Annotated in this window: 14 protein-coding genes; 8 read left to right on the forward strand and 6 right to left on the reverse strand. The window is 38.8% G+C overall.

Annotated elements, in window-relative coordinates; all coding sequences use genetic code 11:
• Nucleotides 1-5: 5 nt before the first annotated feature.
• The 3 genes from BGP15_RS10685 to BGP15_RS10695 form a co-directional block, all read right to left on the reverse strand.
• A complete protein-coding gene (locus BGP15_RS10685) occupies nt 6-251 on the reverse strand; it encodes a hypothetical protein (RefSeq protein ID WP_286769488.1) in 246 nt (81 codons plus the stop codon).
• A 126-nt stretch (nt 252-377) separates the two neighbouring features.
• Nucleotides 378-1385 carry an SPFH domain-containing protein gene (locus BGP15_RS10690; RefSeq protein WP_286769489.1) on the reverse strand — a complete coding sequence of 336 codons (1008 nt, stop codon included), beginning with the start codon at nt 1383-1385 and terminating at the stop codon, nt 378-380.
• Between the two features lie 5 nt (nt 1386-1390).
• Nucleotides 1391-2761: a hypothetical protein gene (locus BGP15_RS10695; protein ID WP_112374864.1), complete on the reverse strand. Its 1371-nt coding sequence runs from the start codon at nt 2759-2761 to the stop codon at nt 1391-1393.
• A 337-nt stretch (nt 2762-3098) separates the two neighbouring features.
• Here BGP15_RS10695 and BGP15_RS10700 point away from each other — a divergent pair, with 337 nt between their 5' ends.
• Both BGP15_RS10700 and BGP15_RS10705 read left to right on the forward strand, forming a co-directional pair.
• Nucleotides 3099-3461, forward strand: coding sequence for a BlaI/MecI/CopY family transcriptional regulator (locus BGP15_RS10700; protein WP_075994224.1), 363 nt, complete (start codon nt 3099-3101; stop codon nt 3459-3461).
• Between the two features lie 4 nt (nt 3462-3465).
• Nucleotides 3466-5739, forward strand: a complete 2274-nt coding sequence (locus BGP15_RS10705) for a M56 family metallopeptidase (protein ID WP_286769490.1) — start codon at nt 3466-3468, stop codon at nt 5737-5739.
• A gap of 110 nt (nt 5740-5849) precedes the next feature.
• Here the strand turns inward: BGP15_RS10705 and pth are convergent, their stop codons facing one another.
• The 3 genes from pth to BGP15_RS10720 all read right to left on the reverse strand — a co-directional run bounded on the left by pth (nt 5850) and on the right by BGP15_RS10720 (nt 8427).
• Nucleotides 5850-6413 carry an aminoacyl-tRNA hydrolase gene (pth, locus tag BGP15_RS10710; protein WP_286769491.1) on the reverse strand — a complete coding sequence of 188 codons (564 nt, stop codon included), beginning with the start codon at nt 6411-6413 and terminating at the stop codon, nt 5850-5852.
• An 81-nt stretch (nt 6414-6494) separates the two neighbouring features.
• The gene (locus tag BGP15_RS10715; protein WP_286769492.1) at nt 6495-7091 is read right to left on the reverse strand and encodes a 50S ribosomal protein L25/general stress protein Ctc; all 597 of its coding nucleotides are present in this window, start codon (nt 7089-7091) and stop codon (nt 6495-6497) included.
• Between the two features lie 379 nt (nt 7092-7470).
• A complete protein-coding gene (locus BGP15_RS10720; protein ID WP_046672755.1) occupies nt 7471-8427 on the reverse strand; it encodes a ribose-phosphate pyrophosphokinase in 957 nt (318 codons plus the stop codon).
• An 810-nt stretch (nt 8428-9237) separates the two neighbouring features.
• On the opposite strand from BGP15_RS10720, the gene BGP15_RS10725 reads away from it, so the two are divergent.
• The 6 genes from BGP15_RS10725 to BGP15_RS10750 all read left to right on the forward strand — a co-directional run bounded on the left by BGP15_RS10725 (nt 9238) and on the right by BGP15_RS10750 (nt 20818).
• Nucleotides 9238-12252 (forward strand): glycosyltransferase family 117 protein, encoded by a 3015-nt coding sequence (locus BGP15_RS10725; RefSeq protein ID WP_286769493.1) that lies wholly within the window; start codon nt 9238-9240, stop codon nt 12250-12252.
• 149 nt (nt 12253-12401) lie between these two features.
• Nucleotides 12402-13802, forward strand: coding sequence for an APC family permease (locus tag BGP15_RS10730; RefSeq protein WP_353681984.1), 1401 nt, complete (start codon nt 12402-12404; stop codon nt 13800-13802).
• 245 nt (nt 13803-14047) lie between these two features.
• Entirely contained in the window at nt 14048-14614 is a 567-nt protein-coding gene (gene pyrR, locus BGP15_RS10735) for a bifunctional pyr operon transcriptional regulator/uracil phosphoribosyltransferase PyrR (protein WP_115046618.1), read from the forward strand.
• A gap of 96 nt (nt 14615-14710) precedes the next feature.
• Entirely contained in the window at nt 14711-15649 is a 939-nt protein-coding gene (locus BGP15_RS10740; RefSeq protein ID WP_046672752.1) for an aspartate carbamoyltransferase catalytic subunit, read from the forward strand.
• A 381-nt stretch (nt 15650-16030) separates the two neighbouring features.
• On the forward strand, nt 16031-19069 hold the full coding sequence (locus BGP15_RS10745) for a tetratricopeptide repeat protein (RefSeq protein WP_115046620.1): 3039 nt from the start codon (nt 16031-16033) through the stop codon (nt 19067-19069).
• A gap of 6 nt (nt 19070-19075) precedes the next feature.
• Nucleotides 19076-20818, forward strand: a complete 1743-nt coding sequence (locus tag BGP15_RS10750; protein ID WP_286769494.1) for a TonB-dependent receptor — start codon at nt 19076-19078, stop codon at nt 20816-20818.
• Nucleotides 20819-20823: the final 5 nt, after the last annotated feature.

Below are 20823 nucleotides of genomic sequence, written 5' to 3' on the forward strand. Positions count from 1 at the left end.
AAATATCAATCTATTTTTCGTTGCGCAACCTTTCCTTTGTCTTCGTAGTTGTCGTGTTTGCCCGATCCGAAAAAAGGTAGTATGACAAAACAAACCAGAATAATGGACGTTAGTGTCAGAATTCCTGTAGTCCACAATATTTTGCTGAAGTTTTCCGCCTCCAATAGCTTAATACCCCAAAGTCCCAAAAGGAAATAGGTGGCAACGAAAAGGATCACCAGGGTGAATAATATGCCGAATATATATTTCATAGCTGAATTAATTTATGGGTTGTGAATGGATTGACCTCAGTATATTGAGCTGAATCGTACCGATTTACATTTTAAAATATCTCATGGGATAGCTATCACTTTTAAGGTTGAATCTCCCGTAATACACTAGATTTTATTGAGAATCTGTTTTTTTAATGTGTCGAATTCTTCTTGGGTAATGATATTCTCACGAAGCAGCAGCTGTAGCTTTTGGAGTTTCTCGACAAAGTCACCCTCTTGCTGAATATGATCTTTGATCTCCTCTTTTTGAAGGTCGAATTGCTTTCCGAGTTCCATACCGACTCCCAGTTGTGCACCTACACCAGCAATTCCGCCTTCATTTTTAGCTGCGTCGCGTAGTGCCCGTAATTTTTCTAATTCAACATAGCTCAGACCTGCCTGTAGCGCTGCTTGATTTTGTGTGCTTAAATCGGCGATTTCTCCAATTCTTCGTTGTGTATTGGCATCAAATTGAGTTCCTAGGATTTTGAAATCCGTAATGTCGAGACCAAGGTCATTAAAGTCTTGTGTAACCGCGGTCTTGATGTCGTTGGAAAGTAATCCCAGTTGACTGTCAATCTCATTGTAACCCAGTTTCTTTTGTGCAATCTGCGCGATAATTTGTTGGGGGATCCGATTATTGATGATGTCTTGAATAACAGCTGTGTTAACCGTATTTTGATTCGCCACAATGTTTTTATAGAAATGTACAGGTTCCTTGATGAGGTAAGAGAACGTACCATTCAAGCCGATTTCTATCGGTAAATTGTAATGGGGGTCGATATATTTAATAGGTGTTCCCGTTCCCCAAGATTGATTGACAATAGCGGCTGTACGGAAAAAGTAAATGTAGAGCTTATGTTCTGATTCAAAATTTTGCCGCAAACGTGCTAAAGTAGTAAAGAATGGATGGTTGTCCGTTTTCAGATTGTATGTGCCTGCCTCGGTCAGCAAGTTTTCACCTTTTCCTTCGTAGACGAGGATGCAGCCCTGCCCTGGAGCAAGGATCAGCTTACTGGAATTTTTGATCTCATTCCTTTCAGATGGAAATTTATACCATAATATTCGGGGATCCTGGTTTTTCCACTCAATGATCTCAGAAAGCTGGTTGTTAAAAAGATTAAATAGTCCCATAGTATTTAATTTAGTGTGTCGAATTTGGGGTTATACCCTTCAAACTTGTTGATTTGTTTGCCATTATTATCAAAATAATAATAGTTGCTCCCGTCTTTTACAATAAAACCATCCTTTAACAGGCATCCATTTCCATAAATGGACTTTAGGTCTGTGCTGATCGTTTTTTGTATGGCCCCCGTTGTTATATCCAGCAACTGGATCTGTAAGGGGTCGTCCTCAGCAGGTGTCGGCTTATACGCAATGAGAAGTGTTTTGTCATTTTGAGCAACCACTACGGGCTGGAAGTAAAGTCTGCCCGGTGTAAAGTCTTTGAAACTGATCAGACGGGCTCCTTTAAATTGCCATGGATTTATCAAGACCTTTTTGTATGGATCGCGGTCGGTAAAAATACCTGATCCGCCGTAATCCTTATCCCAGGAAAAGCGTGGGCTATCTTTGGGAAATCCATATTGATATTGGTAGCTGTACTGGATTAACTGAATTTTTTCTTCTGGGTAATAACTTGATTTACTTGAAAAGGTGAATTCCGTTTTTGTTGTTGGGTTGGGCAGCTTTTTCCTTCTTTCATCGTACAGTTGTTTATCGGGAATAGATTTGTTAATTAAGGGGTAATAAGCTAGGTTTTGTCCTTCATTGTTGACAATCTGATAGGCAGAGCCATAGTCTTCGTATTTAAATTCAACTTTAGCGATGCCTGTGCTTAAAGATGGAGCATCTTTTACATAGTTCTCTAGGACACTTTTATAAGTGAGTGTATTTCTGTCCAGCTGATAAATATATTTGGATTTGACGATGATATAAAGATGCTGATCTTCAAATACCTGAAGTTTGACGTCGCTGCTCGACAGTTCGACGGGAGTTTCCATCAAAGTCTTAACCCATTCTTTCTTACCAGTTTTTGGATCGAAGAGCCCAATATAAACCTTATTGTCCTTGCCTTCGTCCATTCGACCCCTGAAGGTTCCGACATTACCGACGACGACGATATGTGGCGTATTATCTTTATCCAAAAATAGCGTGTTACTTGCGTAATTCCATTCCAGCGGTTGGGCTTCTTCTTTTTTCTCTGCTGTATTGGAAGTGCTGTAAGTTGAATAATTAGACGCTGGCTTTTTGGAAAATAGAGCACTTAGGGCTCCAATGACAAACATCAGCGCAATAAAGCCCACAACAGCAAATAATACAATCCGTATGGCTTTATATTGATCTTGGTTGTTGCGTGGGTAGTTATAGTTGTGGTTGATATTGATGTCATCACTATCCAGAAAAAATTCTGTTCCACAACTATCGCATTTGTAATAATCGGGGCGTAGTGTGGTGATTTTTATACTACCACAATGCGGACATTTGATCGCTTTGATATTTTTGGCCATTTATCTTTCTTGTATTTGTTTAAACCATCTCCTTTTGGAGTGAATGGTGCGACTGATTGCTATCAATTTTATACAGTGAAAATTCCCGTTCTTTCAATTGATGAAGCGATTTATGAATGAATTTAGAATTAAAATAAACGTATAACAAATTTTTTGCCAGCTAACTTATATTCGTCGGATTTGAGTTTAAATACGCAAGAAATGAGCCACTTCTTTTTTTTGAGGGTTGAGGAAGGCTCTATTTTGGGTTAGATGCGTACAGGAGAGGAAAAAATATTTTTGGTATTTACGAATTATTCGTAGATTAGTGATAGATTAGAAAAAGGAAGATAAAGACATGGAAAAATTAACAGCACAGGAAGAGCAGGCAATGCAATCGATTTGGAGCCTCAATGGAGGTTTTATAAAAGAGATCTTGGATAATGTAAAAGGAGAGAAGATGCCTTATACGACTTTGGCTTCGACAGTAAAAAATCTGGAGCGCAAGGATTTTGTGAAGGCAGTACGCTACGCCAATGCCAAACGCTATGAGCCGATGGTGAGTGAGGAAGATTATAAGGCTAAGTTTATGAATTCCTTTGTGGGCGATTATTTCAAAAATTCCTATAAGGAAATGGTTTCCTTTTTTGTACAGGAAGAAAAACTGACCGCCGATGAGTTAAAGGAGATCATGGACATGATTAAGCATAATAAATCTTAATGGCATGGAAAGTCTACTAACCTATGTTATACAAGTCAACCTGTTGTTGGGTATTATCTATCTGGGATATATCGGACTGTTGAAAGGCTTGACGTTCTATTTTTTAAATAGAGCCTACTTCTTAGTAGGGGGGCTATTTGCTTTCCTGTATCCATTTTTGGATTTAAAGTCTTTGTTTGTACAGCGCGGATTGAATATGGGGGTCGTAGGCGAGCAAATTTCGCTTTATATGATGGAACCGGAGGTTCAACAGCAGCTGACATTAGGGAGGTTGGTGGAAATCGTATTTATGGCCGGTGCTGTTTTATTGTTATTAAAATTTGTATTTCAATTATTGAGTTTATTGCGAATTCATCTGAATTCGAGGTCCGATCAATGGCGGACGTATCTATTTCGGAATGTACTGATTCCTATTGTTCCGTTTTCGTTTTTGAATAAAATCTATGTCAACAAAGACCAGCATCTGGATGCTGAGCTAAAAGATATTTTTAAGCATGAGGATATTCATGTGAAAGGCCTTCACAGTTTGGATATTTTATTGTTTGAAACGATATTGGTGTGTTGTTGGTACAATCCTTTCGTCTGGCTCATGCGCAGGGCCGTTCGCCAAAATTTGGAGTTCCTGACTGATCAACAGGTTCTCGATAAAGGAATTGACAAGCAGACGTACCAATACAGCCTATTGAATGTGTCCAAAAAGGGCACTTCAGTAGGATTGAGCAATCAATTTAATTTTAAACTTTTAAAACGTCGTATTATGATGATGAACAAGAAGCGATCATCGAAAATAGAGCTTAGTAAATACGCCTTTCTTTTACCCATATTTTTGTTGACAGGAGCAGCGTTTACAGTAAGTAAAGCGGAGGGTAGTATTGAGGGTGTAGTTGAGAAGGCAAATGAAACTGTATTACCTATTCCGTTGCCAACAGTTGATTTAAAATCTCAGACAGACCAATCAAATATGAAGGCTACTTCGTTAACGGATACTTTGGCTAAAGCAAATCAAGTGGAGACAAGAGATTTTAAGGAAATCAAGAGATCCGCTATTGATTTCTCCAAAGATCAAAAGTATTTTGTGGATAATAAATTGGTCTCTAAAGCAGATTTTTTGGCTATTCCTGAAGGAAAACTGGCAAAGTACTGGTTTTCGAATGATAGTGATCTGATCAAGTATCGGACGAAGTCTTCAATTGATATTGCTGGCGGAGCAATTTTGGCCAATACTGTCGAGATGCAACAACATTCGGATATAGCGCAAAAGAAATTGCGCTGTGTTATGAATGGTATTGTGCAGGAAAAAACGTTTACTGTGGATGATATCGATCCAAATGATATAGCGTCAGTCTCCGTATTACAGGGTAAGGCTGCTATTGATAAGTATGGTGAAGATGTGGGAAAAGATGGTATCCTTGAAGTGAAATTGAAGGAAGGAGCTCATATTGGTAAAGATATGACCAAACTCAAAGGTCTTACGATAGGGGTGACGTATCTTGATGATCAGCTAACGAATGAAAAGTCAACTGATGTGGTATATGTTATTGATGGCAAGAGAGCAGATCAAAAAATGATGAAGGAATTGGCGTTGACACCGGAAGACATAGCGACTTTATCGGTTTGGAATGGTGCTGAAGCGCTTAAGAAATATGGTGAGGATGCGAAGAATGGTGTTTTAGTTATGACGACAAAAAAATGGGCCCGTGAAAATCCGGATAAGGTGAATAATAAGTTTCGTTTCATTGGGCAGGAAGATAAAAAGGGAGATAAAGTAGTCTCTGTTGTTGGACATAAGAAAAACGAAGGACAGGATGAAAAGGTTGTTACTGTTGTTGGTTATAAGAAAAGTGAGAAATCAGATGACGCGAAACTTGGTGTTTTTTCGGATAAATCAAAAAGGATAAGTTCTAACACAGTATTGGGATTGTTGGGGAATAATTCAGCGAATGAGTCTATTGGTACTGATTTTCCGTCTGTTCGTATTCGTGGTTATAATGGAAAAGTCAATCCATTAATTGTGGTTGATGGGGAGATAAAGGCTGAGGGTGTTATGGATAAACTTGACCCGAAGAACATTGAATCCATGGAGATCCTGAAAAATAGCAGTGCGACTGCATTATATGGAAATGCCGGCAAAGATGGGGTTATTATCGTTACGACCCGCAAGAAGGCGAATGAGTTTAAAGGTAGTGAGGATACTAATGGAAAATTAAAAGAGAGGATAAGCGGCATCATTAAAATGGAGATTGGAAAAGAAAAGGCCCGCGCAGAAAGTAGTAACTAATATAAGGCTCTCTTCGTAAAAGATAAAAAAGACCGATTTAAATCGGTCTTTTTTTGTTATAAATCAATACCAATATAGGGTATTACATTAATGAGCTTCAGAAACGTTTACTATTTTGTATTCAGATTTGTCATCGTCAGCTCGATGCCGATATTGACAAAACTCTGGATCATTTTAACGGAATGGTCAATTAAAGCCGGTAGTTGAGCTTGTTCCTCTTTGTCAAAAGGGCCTAGTACATAATCGACTTGTCTACCTTTCGGGTAATTATCGCCAATACCGAAACGTAAGCGCGGATAAACCTGTCTGCCGCAAAGCTGCTCAATGGATTTGAGTCCGTTATGACCGGCGCTGCTTCCTTTGGGTTTCATGCGTAACGAGCCAAATGGAATGGCCAGATCGTCCACAATTACCAATACATTCTGAATCGGAACTTTGCATTGTTGCATGTAGTAGTTGACGGCCTTGCCACTTAAGTTCATGTAAGTCGTAGGTTTAATCACAGTGACATTGTGGCCCCTTTGCTTAAATTCGCTATAGTAGGCCAACTTGAGCAAGGAGAAACTGGCGCCAGCCTGTTTAACAAGCTCGTCGGCAACCATAAAACCTATATTATGTCGTGTATCGGCATATTCATTGCCAATGTTGCCCAATCCAACGATAAGATAATTCATGCTGCAAAAATAGAAATTTTAATAAACAAAAAAGCACCGAATTTCGGTGCTTTCTGTAGTATTTTAAAAATCTTGTTCAGATTATTTTTTACCACCTTTAGTTGCTTTCGCTGCTTCTTGTTCAGCTTGACGCAATGCACGAGACATGATTACTGATACGATTGTATCATCAGCATTGTTCAATACTTTTGCGTTTTCCAATTGAATTTGACCTACACGAACTGATTTACCAACTTCTAAAGATTCCATTGGTACAGCAATTTCTTGTGGTAAGTTTGCAGGTAATGCTTTTACGCGTAAATTACGTAATTTTTGAACTAATTTACCCCCCATTTTAACACCTGGAGAAGTTCCCGTTAATTTGATAGGAATATTTAATGATACTTCTTTGTCATCAAATAATTCTAAAAAGTCAATGTGAGTAACTAAGTCAGTTAATGGGTGGAATTGTGCATCTTGAACGATAGCTCTTTTAGTTTGACCATCAATGTTTAATTCTACAATGATTACGTCAGCAGTGTAAAGAACTGGTTTCAAATCAGCTGCGGATACAGAAAGAGCGGTTTGCTCTGCACCACCGTAAAGTACTGCTGGTACTAAACCTTGGTAACGCAATTCTTTTGCATCTCTTTTCCCTACGTTCTGTCTTACAGAACCGCTAATAGCAATTGATTTCATCTTTTAATTTTTTATAAATTTGAGGTGCAAAGATAATCTAATTTCTGATATTATCAAAAAAATACCACCGCTATTCGTTCGGGAACAGGCACTTATTCCATGTTTTCGATTTTCCATGTTCATGACTAAGCCTGTTCATGACTAAGCCTGTTCATGGCTACTTGTTTACCCTAATGTATGACCAAATTAATATCAACCCCTGTTATTTCCCTGTTATCCCCTTGTAATCCCCCTGTAAATCCCCTGCTAATATAGGAATTGAGATAAATCAATTGTTAACTTGTGTACGAGATAAAAAAGCTATAAAAAAAAGACCTTGGCCATTGAGCTGAATGCTTTCTGTACCAAGGTCCAATATCTAGGATCTAAAACGCAAAGATTATTCTACTTCAAATAAATCAGAGATTGAAGAGTGTTGATTTACACTGGTGATTGCTTTTGCAAATAAATCAGCCGTTGATAATACTTTAATTTTAGTCGATTGTTTTGCTTTTTCTGGATCCAATTGAATGGTATCTGTTACGATCATTTCTGACAATACCGAGTTTTCAATTGTTTCATATGCCTTTCCGGATAACACTGCATGTGTACAAACGGCTCTTACGGATTTTGCACCATTTTCCATGATAAGTGCTGCTGCTTTTGAAAGTGTACCAGCAGTATCACAGATGTCATCGATCAAAACAACGTCCTGACCTGTTACGTCACCGATGATAGACATCGATTCGATTTCGTTTGCACGTTTACGACGTTTGTCACAGATAATAACTTCTGCATTGAAAAATTTAGCAAAGGTACGCGCTCTGTATGAGCCACCCATATCTGGGGAAGCAATCGTTAGGTTCGGAAGTTTTAACGATTTGATGTAAGGGACAAAAATGATAGAACCATCCAAATGGTCAACAGGGATATCGAAAAAACCTTGGATTTGTGCTGCGTGTAGGTCCATTGTCATGATACGGTGGATACCAGCCGCAGTCAACAGATTGGCGATCATTTTTGCGCCAATAGCAACTCTTGGTTTGTCTTTTCGATCTTGTCTTGCGAAACCAAAGTAAGGGACTACCGCTGTGATATAATGCGCTGAAGCTCTCTTCGCTGCATCTGTCATCAATAATAATTCAAAAAGATTGTCGGTAGGTTGGTTGGTAGATTGGATGATAAATACATCACTTCCGCGAACTGATTCATTGTAGAATGGTTGAATCTCACCGTCGCTAAAACGCGATAATGTTTTGTCTCCTAGTGGTTTCCCGTAAGATTGTGCGATTTTTTCGGCTAGTTCTGTAGTGCCAGAACCTGCAAATAGTTTAACCGTGTTGAATTGCAAAGGCATGGTTTTGTATATTTATGTTGGGTTATTGTATTGTCGTTTATTCAATATTTTTATTCCCTTACTGTTTTTTAAAGTTAAACATTAAAAAAAATGGATTGTTTTCACAATCCATATACCTTAACTTTAAAAGTTGTCCGACCTGGATTCGAACCAAGACAAACAGAACCAAAAACTGTCGTACTACCCTTATACTATCGGACAATGTCTCTAAAAAGTCAACGTTTCCGCTTTTCTCTTTTTGACGACGCAAAGATAGAGATTTGTTTTAAAAATCAAAATGTAAATTTAAAAAAATCTAAACCCTTTTATAAATAATAAGCCTTGCATATAACGCAGAAAAGGCTTGCATTTGCAAGCCTTTTCTATTGTTTGTTGTCCGACCTGGATTCGAACCAAGACAAACAGAACCAAAAACTGTTGTACTACCCTTATACTATCGGACAAACAATTCAAAAGTGATTGCTATCGTGATGATGTCGTTCACATTTGATGATGCAAATATACGGACTATTCTTATTTCTGCAAATAAAAATGAACTCAAAAGTGTATTAGGGCTGATTTTCAAAGAAATAATTTTTGTTTGCTCCTGAAAATTCAGTGTGCTAACCTTTTTTTTCGGTAAGGAGATCCCATCAACACGTTGTAAAGTGTACAAGTATACTTGGACGTGCTTTCTTTGTCGCCAATATTAGATCGCGTAATGAAATTTTTTCAATTAATATGTGTTAAAAAATCAGAATAAAGTTCATTTCTTATTAACTTATCCTTATTTTCGAGCCGTATTATAATACTTTTTACAGTTATCATTTTATGAACTATACTAAAATCAACAATCTTTTAGGATGGATATGTGCGCTAATAGCAACATTAGCGTATGTCATGACTGCCGAACGATCGACGAGCTGGTGGGACTGTGGCGAGTTTATCGCTTCAGCCTTTAAACTTCAAATTGTGCACCAGCCAGGAGCACCTTTATTCTTAATGATTCAAAATATATTCTCAAACCTTGCCGGTGGAGATGTTACACGAATTGCGTTCTGGATGAATGTAGGATCGGCGGTATGTAGTGGTCTGACCATTTTGTTTTTATTTTGGACAATTACAGCTTTAGCAAAGAAAATCGTTGTAAAGGGTGTTGATGGATCATATACATCAACCGATTTAATCAAAATATTCGGCTCGGGCGCTGTTGGTGCATTGGCTTATGCATTTACGGATACCTTTTGGTTCTCAGCGGTAGAGTCCGAAGTATATGCCATGTCTTCTTTATGTACGGCGGTTGTATTTTGGGGAATTCTAAAATGGGAAAACCACGCCGATGAAGCTGGTTCAGATCGTTGGTTGATCTTTATCGCTTACGTGATGGGGCTTTCTATAGGTGTTCACTTATTGAACCTTTTGGTGATCCCGGCAATAGCTTTGGTGATCTATTTTAAACGTTCGAAAACAGTCACGTCATCAGGAGCCATCAAAGCTTTCTTGATCGGTGTCGTTGTTTTGGCGCTCATTTTATGGGGTATCATTCAATACACCGTTAAAGCGGCAGCCTATTTTGACCTGTTCTTTGTGAATAGTCTGGGAATGGGCTTCGGTACTGGATTTAACTTATTCATGATTTTAGCGGTGGCTCTTTTCGTATATGGTATCTGGTATTCAATCAAAAAGGTCAAACCGATGCTAAATCTGATCTTGATCAGTGCAGCATTTATCATTTTTGGTTATAGCTCTTTTGCCATGATTATGGTACGTGCAAAAGCAAATCCGACGTTAAATAACAGTGATCCAGATAATGCATTTTCTTTTGTAAGCTATCTTGGTCGTGAGCAATATGCAAGTGAGCCTCTTTTAAACGGACCTACATTTGATGCGCAGGTAGTTGATGCCGAGCCGACGTATACGTACAGAAAAGACAAGGACAAGTATACAAAAGTGGAGAACGGCATGGATTATAAATACGATAAAACCATGTTTTTTCCGCGTGTCTACAGTTCACGAGATCAGGGACATATTGAATATTATCGTGATTACTTAAAAATCCCGGAAGGACAGTCGCCGACTTTTGGCGATAACCTGAAATTCTTTTTCAGTTATCAGATTGGACACATGTACGGACGTTATTTCTTATGGAATTTTGCAGGCCGTCAGAATGACCAACAAGGTCAAGGATCATTCACAGAAGGTAATTGGATTTCAGGTGCTAAACCTGTAGACCAAATGCATGTCGGTGGACAAAATGCCATTCCAGATTCATTGAAGACTGATCCTTCGAATAACAAATATTATTTCTTGCCTTTGATCATCGGTCTAATCGGTGCCTTTTGGCATTTTGGAAAGAGACAACGTGATGCGGGAATTGTAGGGCTGTTGTTTTTCTTTACAGGATTAGCAATTGTTTTATATTTAAATCAAAGCCCGCTTCAACCGCGGGAACGTGACTATGCGTATGCAGGTTCTTTTTATGCCTTTGCCATCTGGATCGGGCTTGGAGTTTTCGCTATCGCGGATTATTTAAGCAAAAAAGTGGATGGTAAAGTAGCGGCCGGTGCTGCTACAGTTGCTTGTTTATTGGGTGCTCCGGTATTGCTGGGCTTCCAAAACTGGGATGATCACGATCGTTCGGAGAAAACAACTGCACGTGATTTAGCGAAAAACTATTTAGCATCTTGTGCACCGAATGCGATTTTATTTACTTACGGCGATAATGATACCTATCCTTTGTGGTATGTACAGGAAGTTGAAAATTATCGTCCAGATGTACGCGTGGTGAACTTAAGTTTATTGAGTTCGGACTGGTATATGCGCCAGATGAAGCAAAAAGTGAATCAGGCCGAAGGTTTACCGATCAATATCGATGACGAAAAATTCAAAAAAGGCGTTCGCGAAGTGCTTTATTATCAGGATATGAAGGTTCCCGGACATGTGGATCTGGATTTGATCATGCAGATTTTATTGTCTGACGACCAGAAGAACAAATTGGAATTGAGAGGTGGTAAGTTTGAAAACTTCTTGCCAACCAAAAACTTTAGCCTTCCGGTGAATAAAGAATCTGTTCTGAAAAATAATGTCGTTCCTAAAGCTTGGCAAGAATCTATTGTCGATACCATGAGCTGGACCTACAATAGAAATTATATCTCTAGGGCAGAATTATCAATCTTAAACGTATTGTTGAATAACGATTGGAAACGTCCAATTTATTTTGCGGCAACAGTTCCAAATGATAACTACCTTGGTTTAGATAAATATCTGGTCCAAGAGGGCTTTGCACTGCGTTTAATGCCGATTGCAACTCCTGCCGGGGCGGAAGGTACATTGGTTGATACACAGTCTGCTTATAAAGACATTACAACGAAATACCAATGGGGTAATATGGCACATGCTTCGTACCTGGATCCTGAATCTTACCGCATGATTACCATGATTACAAATACCGTAATGGGTGGTACAGCGACACAGTTGATGATGGAAGGTCATAAGGATGAGGCGCGCAAAGTCGCTGTTGAAACGTACGAGAAAATGCCAAAACGTGTTTATTTAATGCGCGATATTTTAGGCTATATTCCAATTGTCAATGTGCTGTATGAAACTGGTGAAACGAAGCGTGCGAATGAGATCGTAAACCGCAATTTGAAGTTTATGACCCAAAATATGCGTTGGTACCAAGATATTGCCCAAACGAAACCTGAGCTTGAATATTCCAATATTGGAACGGCTTTACGTGCTTTGGGAGCCTATAAGAGTATTTTAGCCTCTACTTCGGAAAAACAATTGCTACAGCAAGTGACCGATTTAGAAAAATCGTATAAACAACAGTATGGTGTTGAGTAACAATTAGAGACATCATCTTACCCAAAGGAGCTGCCCTTTACTACAGGCATTCGAAAAGGAGAAATACTTTTTGATGCGATGTAGGAAAGGGCAGCTTTTTTTTGATTATTTTTTCTTAGCTTAACGCCATATAAAACCAAGCTTAAGTTATGATGAAACGTCAATTAAAATTGTGGGATGCAGTAATGCTGGTCATGGGGTCAATGATCGGAAGCGGTATTTTTATTGTATCGAGTGATATGATGCGGCAGCTGGGATCCGGATATTGGTTGGCGATAGTTTGGTTATTGACCGCATTGGCCACTGTTGCGGCGGCAATCTCCTATGGCGAATTGTCGTCGATGTATCCGAAGGCTGGTGGACAATATACTTATCTGACAGAAATATTTGGGAAGCCAATCGGCTTTTTATATGGCTGGAGCTTATTTACAGTTATTCAAACGGGGACTATAGCAGCTGTAGCTGTTGCCTTTGGTAAGTTTACGGCCTATCTCATTCCTCAGCTAAATGATGCAGCACCGTTATTTCAGCGTGGAGAGTTTAAGATTACCTGGATACAGATTGTTGCTATGGGTGTTATTATTCTCCTTACTTATATCAATACAAGAGGGATCAAGAGTGGAAAAGCTGTTCAATCTTTCTTTACCTCAGCAAAAATTATTGCCTTGATTTTACTGATTTTAGGTGGTCTGTTTTTGATTAAAGAAAATCATTTTTCAGAAAATATGGCTTATGGCTGGGACTCTTTTCAAAATTTGAAAGGTACAGGCTGGTCGCAGATCTCGGGCGGCGTACTGATGGGTGCATTAGCTGCTGCCATGGTAGGTTCTGTATTTAGCAGTGTAGCCTGGGAAAATGTAACGTTTGTTTCCGGGGAAATTGTCAATCCACAGCGTAATGTCGTTCGGGCATTGGTTATCGGGACGAGCCTGGTGATGTTGCTCTATATAAGTTGTAATTACATTTACCTGGCGGCATTAAATCGAGAGGAAATTGCTTTTGCAGCCAATGATCGGGTAGCTATTGCAGCCGCTGAAAAAATATTGGGACATAGTGGCACGGTAGCGATGGCAATTTTGGTCATGATCTCGACCTTTGGTTGTGTGAACGGACTTGCGCTTTCAGGAGCGCGTGTTTTTCAGACCATGGCAAAAGATGGACTGTTTCTGAAACAGGCGATTCCCAATAACAAATATGATGTGCCTGCACGATCATTATGGCTTCAGGGGATCTGGGCTTCATTACTTTGTCTAAGCGGACAATATGGCAACTTGCTGGATATGATATCTTTTGTTATTGTTATATTTTATATGATTACAGTGTTGGGTGTTATTATTCAACGTGTCCGGAGACCTGATTTGGAACGTTCCTATAAGACATTTCTATTTCCTGTCACTCCGATCTTGTACCTGCTGATCGGTACTGTATTTTGTGTATTATTAATTATCTATAAGCCACAATATACCTGGCCCGGCTTTATCCTTGTATTAATCGGTGTACCGGTATATTTTTTCGCACGCAATAATAAACCTACCCAGCTCGACGAATAATCTCCCAGTATAACTTAAGATGCTATGGAATTTGCTGTAAACGGTTGAAAAAGTGTGTTTTATGGGATTGCAAAACCTGTTAATATACTCGGATAATAGCTTTATAAATTTCCTTGAAAGTACGCTACACTTTGTTTAAAACGCTTTTTGTTATTGTGCAAGTTGGATGCAAATATTGAAATTAATTGCCGTTCATGGCTTCGTTTTTGTTAAAAAAAGTGTAGCTTTGCTCAAACATTCCCATAATGAAACAGTCGATTTTATTAGACGGACCAAAATTTCAAATCACAATTCAAAGACTATGTCGTCAATTGATTGAGAATCACGGTGATTTTTCAAATGCTGTCGTCATAGGTATTCAACCCCGAGGAACTTTCTTAGCGAGACGTATCGTCAAAGAGCTTGAACAAATGATCGGAAAAGAGATTTTAGTTGGCGATTTGGATATTACCTTTTATCGTGATGACTTCCGTACGAAAGGGAATACTGGTCCAATCTTAGCAAATAGCACAAATATCAATTTTATTGTAGAAGGTAAAGAGGTCATCTTTATAGATGATGTCTTATGGACGGGACGTACTATTCGTGCGGCAATGGATGCTGTACAGGCATTTGGCCGTGCAAGAAGAATAGAATTGCTTGTTTTGGTCGATCGCCGCTTCTCTAGACAGATTCCTATTCAGCCTGATTATATCGGAATACAGGTAGATTCTATTGATTCACAAAAGGTAATTGTTAACTGGAAAGAGTCAGAGGATCAGGATAGTATTATCTTGATTACGGAAAAGAAAACGTCAGCTAGCGATTCATAGCGGTGTCCTAACGATATAGCTGAAGGTTATTGGTGACCTTTGGAAACAGGCACTTTCAATAAAAAATGATTAGTAAATATTTGAATATACTATAAAATGTCATCTGTAGCAGAACAATTAAGTACCCGCCATTTATTGGGGATCAAAGATCTAAATGAGAACGATATCCAATTGATCCTGGATACAGCAAGTAATTTCAAAGAGGTATTAAATAGGCCAATTAAAAAGGTTCCGTCATTACGGGATATTACGATTGCCAACGTGTTTTTTGAAAATTCTACACGTACACGCTTGTCTTTTGAGCTAGCTGAAAAGAGGCTTTCTGCGGATATCGTGAATTTTGCAGCATCCTCCTCTTCCGTAAGTAAGGGGGAGACACTCATCGATACGGTGAACAATATTCTGGCCATGAAGGTTGATATGATTGTAATGCGGCATCCCTATGCCGGGGCTGGGGTATTTCTAAGTAAACATGTTGATGCACAGATTGTCAATGCAGGTGACGGAGCACATGAACACCCTACACAAGCTTTACTTGATTCATTTTCAATTCGTGAACGCTATGGCGATGTAGCTGGTCGTAAAGTAGCTATTGTTGGGGATATCACACACTCACGTGTTGCCTTGTCGAATATCTTATGTCTTCAAAAGCAAGGTGCTGAAGTGATGGTTTGTGGTCCGACCACATTAATTCCTAAACATATTACCTCATTGGGTGTAAAGGTAGAGCATGATTTGAGAAAAGCGCTGAACTGGTGCGATGTTGCAAATATGTTACGGATTCAATTGGAGCGTCAGGATATTGCCTATTTCCCTTCCTTAAGAGAATATTCCATGCTATATGGATTGAATAAAGAGATTTTGGATTCTTTAGAGAAGCCAATTACAATTATGCACCCCGGACCAATCAATCGAGGGGTCGAAATCACATCGGATGTCGCGGACAGCGAACATTCAATTATTTTGGATCAGGTTGAAAATGGTGTTGCTGTGCGCATGGCTGTCTTGTATCTACTAGCAGGGCAACGCGGATAGTTGAAATTGGTTTCGCCCTGCGTTAATGCACGTGTGAGACTAAATAACACTGTTTTCTAATGCAACAATAGTATGCCTGACTTTATTTTTTGTCGGGCATATTTTTTGTGCAAAATTTCCGTTATAATACAGGATTATTCACAGATGTTAATAACTTTTGTGTAAAATAGCTCAATTAAAGTATAATTTAGTAAAATGAATAAAACTATCTCCCTAAGAAGTGGAGATTTGAATTGATTTTCAATAAATTTGGGGCTATCTTAAAGCCTTTCATGGCTGAGAAGCTTTTGATAAATTCGCCCGTAAAAGCAAATTTATCTCGGGTTGGAGGGAGATTCATTTACATTTGCAGATAAATAACATATTAAGGTTTCACATATTATGTATAAGAAGATTTACCAGGTGGGAGTTGCATTAACCGTTATGGCGACGCCAGCATTAGCGCAACAGACAGAATGGCAACAAATCAACAAGGCGTACAAAACAGGAATGGAATTGTATGAACGCGGAAAATTTAGTTCTGCTTCAGCCCAATTTGACCGTGTTGAAGCTTTGCGGACAAAATCCAACTTGCAATTGGACGAAACAGAGGAACTTTCTTTGTTGAAAGAGAATGTACGGTATTATCAAGCAGTTTGCGCACTGGAATTGGGCGAATCCGATGCCGAAAACCGTTTTCTGAAATACATTAAAGATTTCCCTGTCAGTGCAAATGCTAAAGCAGCTTATTTTCAAATCGGTAAATCCTATTATGCTAAAAAAGATTATGTTAAGGCCTTAGAGTGGTTTAATAAGATCGATAGCAAAAATTTAGCAGGTAAAGAAAATGTAGAATATCGCTTTAAATATGGATACGCTTCCTTTATGACTAAAGACTATAAAACGGCGAAACCATTATTTGAAGGATTGAAAGATCAAAAAACTGAATTTCAGGAAGCTTCCATCTATTATTACGCGTATCTTTCTTACTTAGACGCCGAGTATAAAACGGCGTTGAATGAATTTGAGCGTTTGAATGGATCCAAACAATTCGAAAATAGTTACCCCTATTATATCACTGCTTTGTATTTCTTGGATAAACGCTACGACGATGTATTGGATTATGCATTGCCAATTTTGTCGCGGACAAAACAAGAAAATGAAACAGAGATGTTCCGTATTATAGCGGCAACATACTTTATCAAAGGTGATTTAAAAACATCAAAAGAGTATTACGATAAATTCCAGGCACAAGATCAAGGTAAGACGCAGAATAATCAGGATAGCTACCAAATCGGTTACATCGCTTACAAATTGAAGGATTACGATAAAGCGATCACGGAATTGGAAAAAATGACCGAGCCTGACGCTTATTATCAGTCTGCGATGATTACCCTAGGTGATGCTTTCTTGAAGAAAGGCAATAAGCAATCTGCGCGTAATGCATTTTTCCGGGCTTCGAAATTGGATTTTGATCCGGCAATGCAAGAAGAGGGCTTATTCAACTATGCTAAGCTTTCGTATGAGTTGGAATTCCACCAAGTGGCTTTGGCTTCTACACAAGAATACTTGAAAACGTATCCAAAATCGAAACGTTTGGAGGAAGCGAAAACTTTACTTGCTGAAGTATTGTTGAGTACAAAAAACTACCGCGAAGCAGTTGATATTTTGGAATCTATCCCTAAACGTGGAAAAGAAGCAAACGCAGCTTATCAAAAGGTAACCTACTACAGAGGTTTGGAATATTATAACGAGCGTGCTTTTGAAAATGCAATTTCCCTATTCATGCGCTCCGAAGAGTTCCGTTATGACGAGGAAATTTACGCTTTAGCCACCTATTGGAAAGCGGAAGCCATGTACGAAGTTCGTAAATATGGTGAAGCGGTTACAAATTTCAATAAATTCTTACGCTTGCCGGGAGCTAGCAAAACGGATGTGTATGGCTATGCCAATTATGCGTTAGCCTATGCGGCTTTCCGTAATGGTAACTACAGCACGGCGGCAAATTACTTCGAGCGTTTCTTAGCGTCTGGTGGTTCGAAAGGAATTGAAATGAATACACGTAATGATGCAATTGCACGCTTAGGTGATTCTTATTTCTCTTCGAAAAACTACGGTAGAGCATTAACAGAATACAATAAGTTAATCTCTTCTAAAGCTCCTAGTCAGGATTACGCTTTATTCCAACGTGGTATTATTCAAGGATTACAAGGGGATAACAATGGTAAAATTTCAACATTGAATGCTGTTATTGCGCAATTCCCGAGTTCGAATTATGCCGACGATATTGCTTTTGAGATTCCTTATACACGTTTCTTGATGGGAGAAAGTGATCAGGCAATTGCAGGCCTTCAAACAATGGTTGAAAAATATCCGCGCAGTAGTTATGTGCCACGTGCTTTGGTGACGATTGGTCTGGTTCAATATAATCAAGATAACAATGATGCTGCATTGGCAACTTTCCAACGTGTAGTTGACCAATATGCATCAACAGATGAAGCGAGACAGGCCATGCGTTCCATTGAGAACATCTATTTGGACAAAGGCGATGCAACAGGATATATCAAATATGCAACGGGAACAAATTTAGGTGACGTTTCGAAATCTGAACAAGATTCACGCTCATTCTCGACTGCGACGACTTTATTCTCCAGAGGTAATTATCAAGGGGCGGTGGAAGCTGTAAATGCATATTTCGACAAATTCCCGAAACCAAATCAAGAGAAATATGCACGTTTTGTTCGTGCTGAAAGTAACGCAGCTCTGGGTAATACAGAAGATGCATTACATGATTACAATATTATCTTGAATGACTGGACGTCTCCTTATACAGAACGCACGTTGATTTCGGTTTCCAATTTATATTTGAAACAAAAGAAATATAACGAAGCGACACAGTTGTTGAAAAAACTGGAGCTTACTTCTGAGTATAAGGCTAACTATGGTTTCGCTATAAATAACCTCATGGTCTCTTATTTTCAGATTGGGGATTATAAAGAAGCCTTAAATTATACCAATGCTGTCAAGAATTACGAGAAGTCTTCGGAAGAGGAGATCGCAAATGCTTTCTTGTATGCCGGCAAATGTTATGTGAAGCAGAATAAGAAAACTGAAGCCATGAAAGAATTCAGTTTAGCAGCATTGAAGAGCCGTACCGTCTTCGGTGCAGAAGCAAAATACAATGTTGCAGTTCTGCAATTGGAAAATAAACAATACGATGCTTGTATTAAGACAGCTATGGATCTATCTGATAATTTCTCTTCGTACGAATATTGGGTAGCGAAAAGTTTTATCACTATGGCAGATGCTTATGCAGGTAAGGGGGATACTTTCCAAGCAAAAGCTACACTTGAATCGATTGTGGATAACTATGATGCGAAAGATGATATTTTGCCAGCAGCAAAAGAACGTCTAAATAAATTGAACAACAAAAAGAAATAGGATACAATGAAGAAGTTGCAAAATAGAAACGTGAAGAAATATACTTTAGCAGCGCTTTTGATGGGCGTGGGATTGAATTCTTTTGCACAGGAAACAGGCAAGAAGAATGATCCTGAAAAACCGGTCACTATCGATTCTTTTGATGTTGTTCGTGATTATAAACCAATTCTTGCGGATGCTGTAAAAATCCGCCGCAGTCCGGATATGACCAACAAACGGGAATACCAACCCAAATTGTCCTACAACAATATTTTGGACAAGAAATTGGATATCAATACGGGGTTGAAACAATTGAATGTACAGGAGATTCCTTTTGCGCAACCTTTTGAGCATAGTAGCAACTATGTCAAATTTGGTATCGGTAACTATAACAGTATATTGGGAGAGGCTTATTTAGCTTCTGAGCAGTTTGAAAACACACGATTTGGCTTATTTGCAAAGCATTTGAGCCAAAAGGGTAATATTGATGGACAGAAGTTCAGTACACAGGATATCGGTATCTTTGGTCGCCGTGTATTGGATGCCGTAACCGTTAAAGGTACCATCGGATACAATCGTTATGGAACGAATTTCTATGGTCAGACTTTTGACCAATCGGGAACAACTTTGTTGAATACGACTCCGGATAAACAGACCTTTACAGATATCTATTTGAATGGAGAGCTGTCAAGTAATGTGGATCCAAAAAATGAGCAGGCATTAAGCTATTCCGCAAAAGTTGATGGCTATTTGTTTAAAGATGCCTACAAAGCCAAAGAAAATTCCATCGCATTATCCGGTTATCTGAACAAACGTTTAAGTGCATTCAATGTTGGTGCAAATTTAAGCGTGACAATGAATAACGTGAAAGATAGTGCCGAGGTAAAAAATCACTTAGCAGTTATCAATCCATATATTCGTTTTAAGGGCGACAACTATAACGTAACCTTGGGGGCGAATTTAACTTCTGAATTTGGCGATAGCTCAAGATTCAATATTTTCCCATCGGTGGAGGCTGATTTTGCTTTGGCACCTGAATATATCTCTTTGTTTGCCGGAATTAACGGTGGCGTAAAACAAGCTTCTTTCCGTAGTTTCGCTAAAGAGAATCCGTATTTGGCTCCTAACGCTAAAATGATCAACTCGATTGAGAAAATGAATGTTTATGCGGGTTTGAAAGGAAATGCTGGCGCAACATTTGGGTATAAAGTGAAGGTCTTCTACAAGCAGATAGAGGGACTGCCTTTATTTAAAAATAGTGCATTTGGCGATAGTCAAAATGGTTATGTTCCTTGGGCTTTTGATGTTGTTTATGATGGCGTGATCAATAAGGCTAAACATATGGGATTGGAAGGGGAAATCAATGTACGTCTTTCGCAGCTGGTTAATCTAGGCGGAAAAGTGTATATAGACGATTATAAATTGAGTGATGAGGAAGAAGCATGGGGCTTGCCCAAATTCCGCATGCAGGCTAATGCACGCTTCAATATCTCCGATAAATTTTTCGTAGATGCTGAACTTTCTACACAAGGCAATACCTATGCATATATTTATGATTATAACACAGATGGCAGTCGTATTTCCAACAGTGGGCATAAGGCAACAATAGGTTCATTTGCTGATCTTAATGCAGGCGCAGAATACCGAATCAAAAAACAATTTGGTATTTTCGTCAAAGCAAATAACATTTTTGGAAAAGAATACGAACGTTATATGTATTACCCAAGATTGGGCTTTAATGTAATTGGTGGTCTTAATTATTCGTTTTAACGAAT

The organism is Sphingobacterium sp. 40-24 (genome assembly GCF_001899705.1).
In the GTDB taxonomy this organism is placed as follows: Bacteria; Bacteroidota; Bacteroidia; order Sphingobacteriales; family Sphingobacteriaceae; genus Sphingobacterium; species Sphingobacterium multivorum.

Coding starts and splice junctions, on each gene's coding strand:
- BGP15_RS10690 (WP_286769489.1), bottom strand. CDS start 1,385: ATGGGACTATTTAATCTTTTTAACAACCAGCTTTCTGAGATCATTGAG.
- BGP15_RS10725 (WP_286769493.1), top strand. CDS start 9,238: ATGAACTATACTAAAATCAACAATCTTTTAGGATGGATATGTGCGCTA.
- BGP15_RS10750 (WP_286769494.1), top strand. CDS start 19,076: ATGAAGAAGTTGCAAAATAGAAACGTGAAGAAATATACTTTAGCAGCG.
- BGP15_RS10720 (WP_046672755.1), bottom strand. CDS start 8,427: ATGCCTTTGCAATTCAACACGGTTAAACTATTTGCAGGTTCTGGCACT.
- pth (WP_286769491.1), bottom strand. CDS start 6,413: ATGAATTATCTTATCGTTGGATTGGGCAACATTGGCAATGAATATGCC.
- BGP15_RS10685 (WP_286769488.1), bottom strand. CDS start 251: ATGAAATATATATTCGGCATATTATTCACCCTGGTGATCCTTTTCGTT.
- BGP15_RS10745 (WP_115046620.1), top strand. CDS start 16,031: ATGTATAAGAAGATTTACCAGGTGGGAGTTGCATTAACCGTTATGGCG.
- pyrR (WP_115046618.1), top strand. CDS start 14,048: ATGAAACAGTCGATTTTATTAGACGGACCAAAATTTCAAATCACAATT.
- BGP15_RS10700 (WP_075994224.1), top strand. CDS start 3,099: ATGGAAAAATTAACAGCACAGGAAGAGCAGGCAATGCAATCGATTTGG.
- BGP15_RS10715 (WP_286769492.1), bottom strand. CDS start 7,091: ATGAAATCAATTGCTATTAGCGGTTCTGTAAGACAGAACGTAGGGAAA.
- BGP15_RS10740 (WP_046672752.1), top strand. CDS start 14,711: ATGTCATCTGTAGCAGAACAATTAAGTACCCGCCATTTATTGGGGATC.
- BGP15_RS10730 (WP_353681984.1), top strand. CDS start 12,402: ATGATGAAACGTCAATTAAAATTGTGGGATGCAGTAATGCTGGTCATG.
- BGP15_RS10705 (WP_286769490.1), top strand. CDS start 3,466: ATGGAAAGTCTACTAACCTATGTTATACAAGTCAACCTGTTGTTGGGT.
- BGP15_RS10695 (WP_112374864.1), bottom strand. CDS start 2,761: ATGGCCAAAAATATCAAAGCGATCAAATGTCCGCATTGTGGTAGTATA.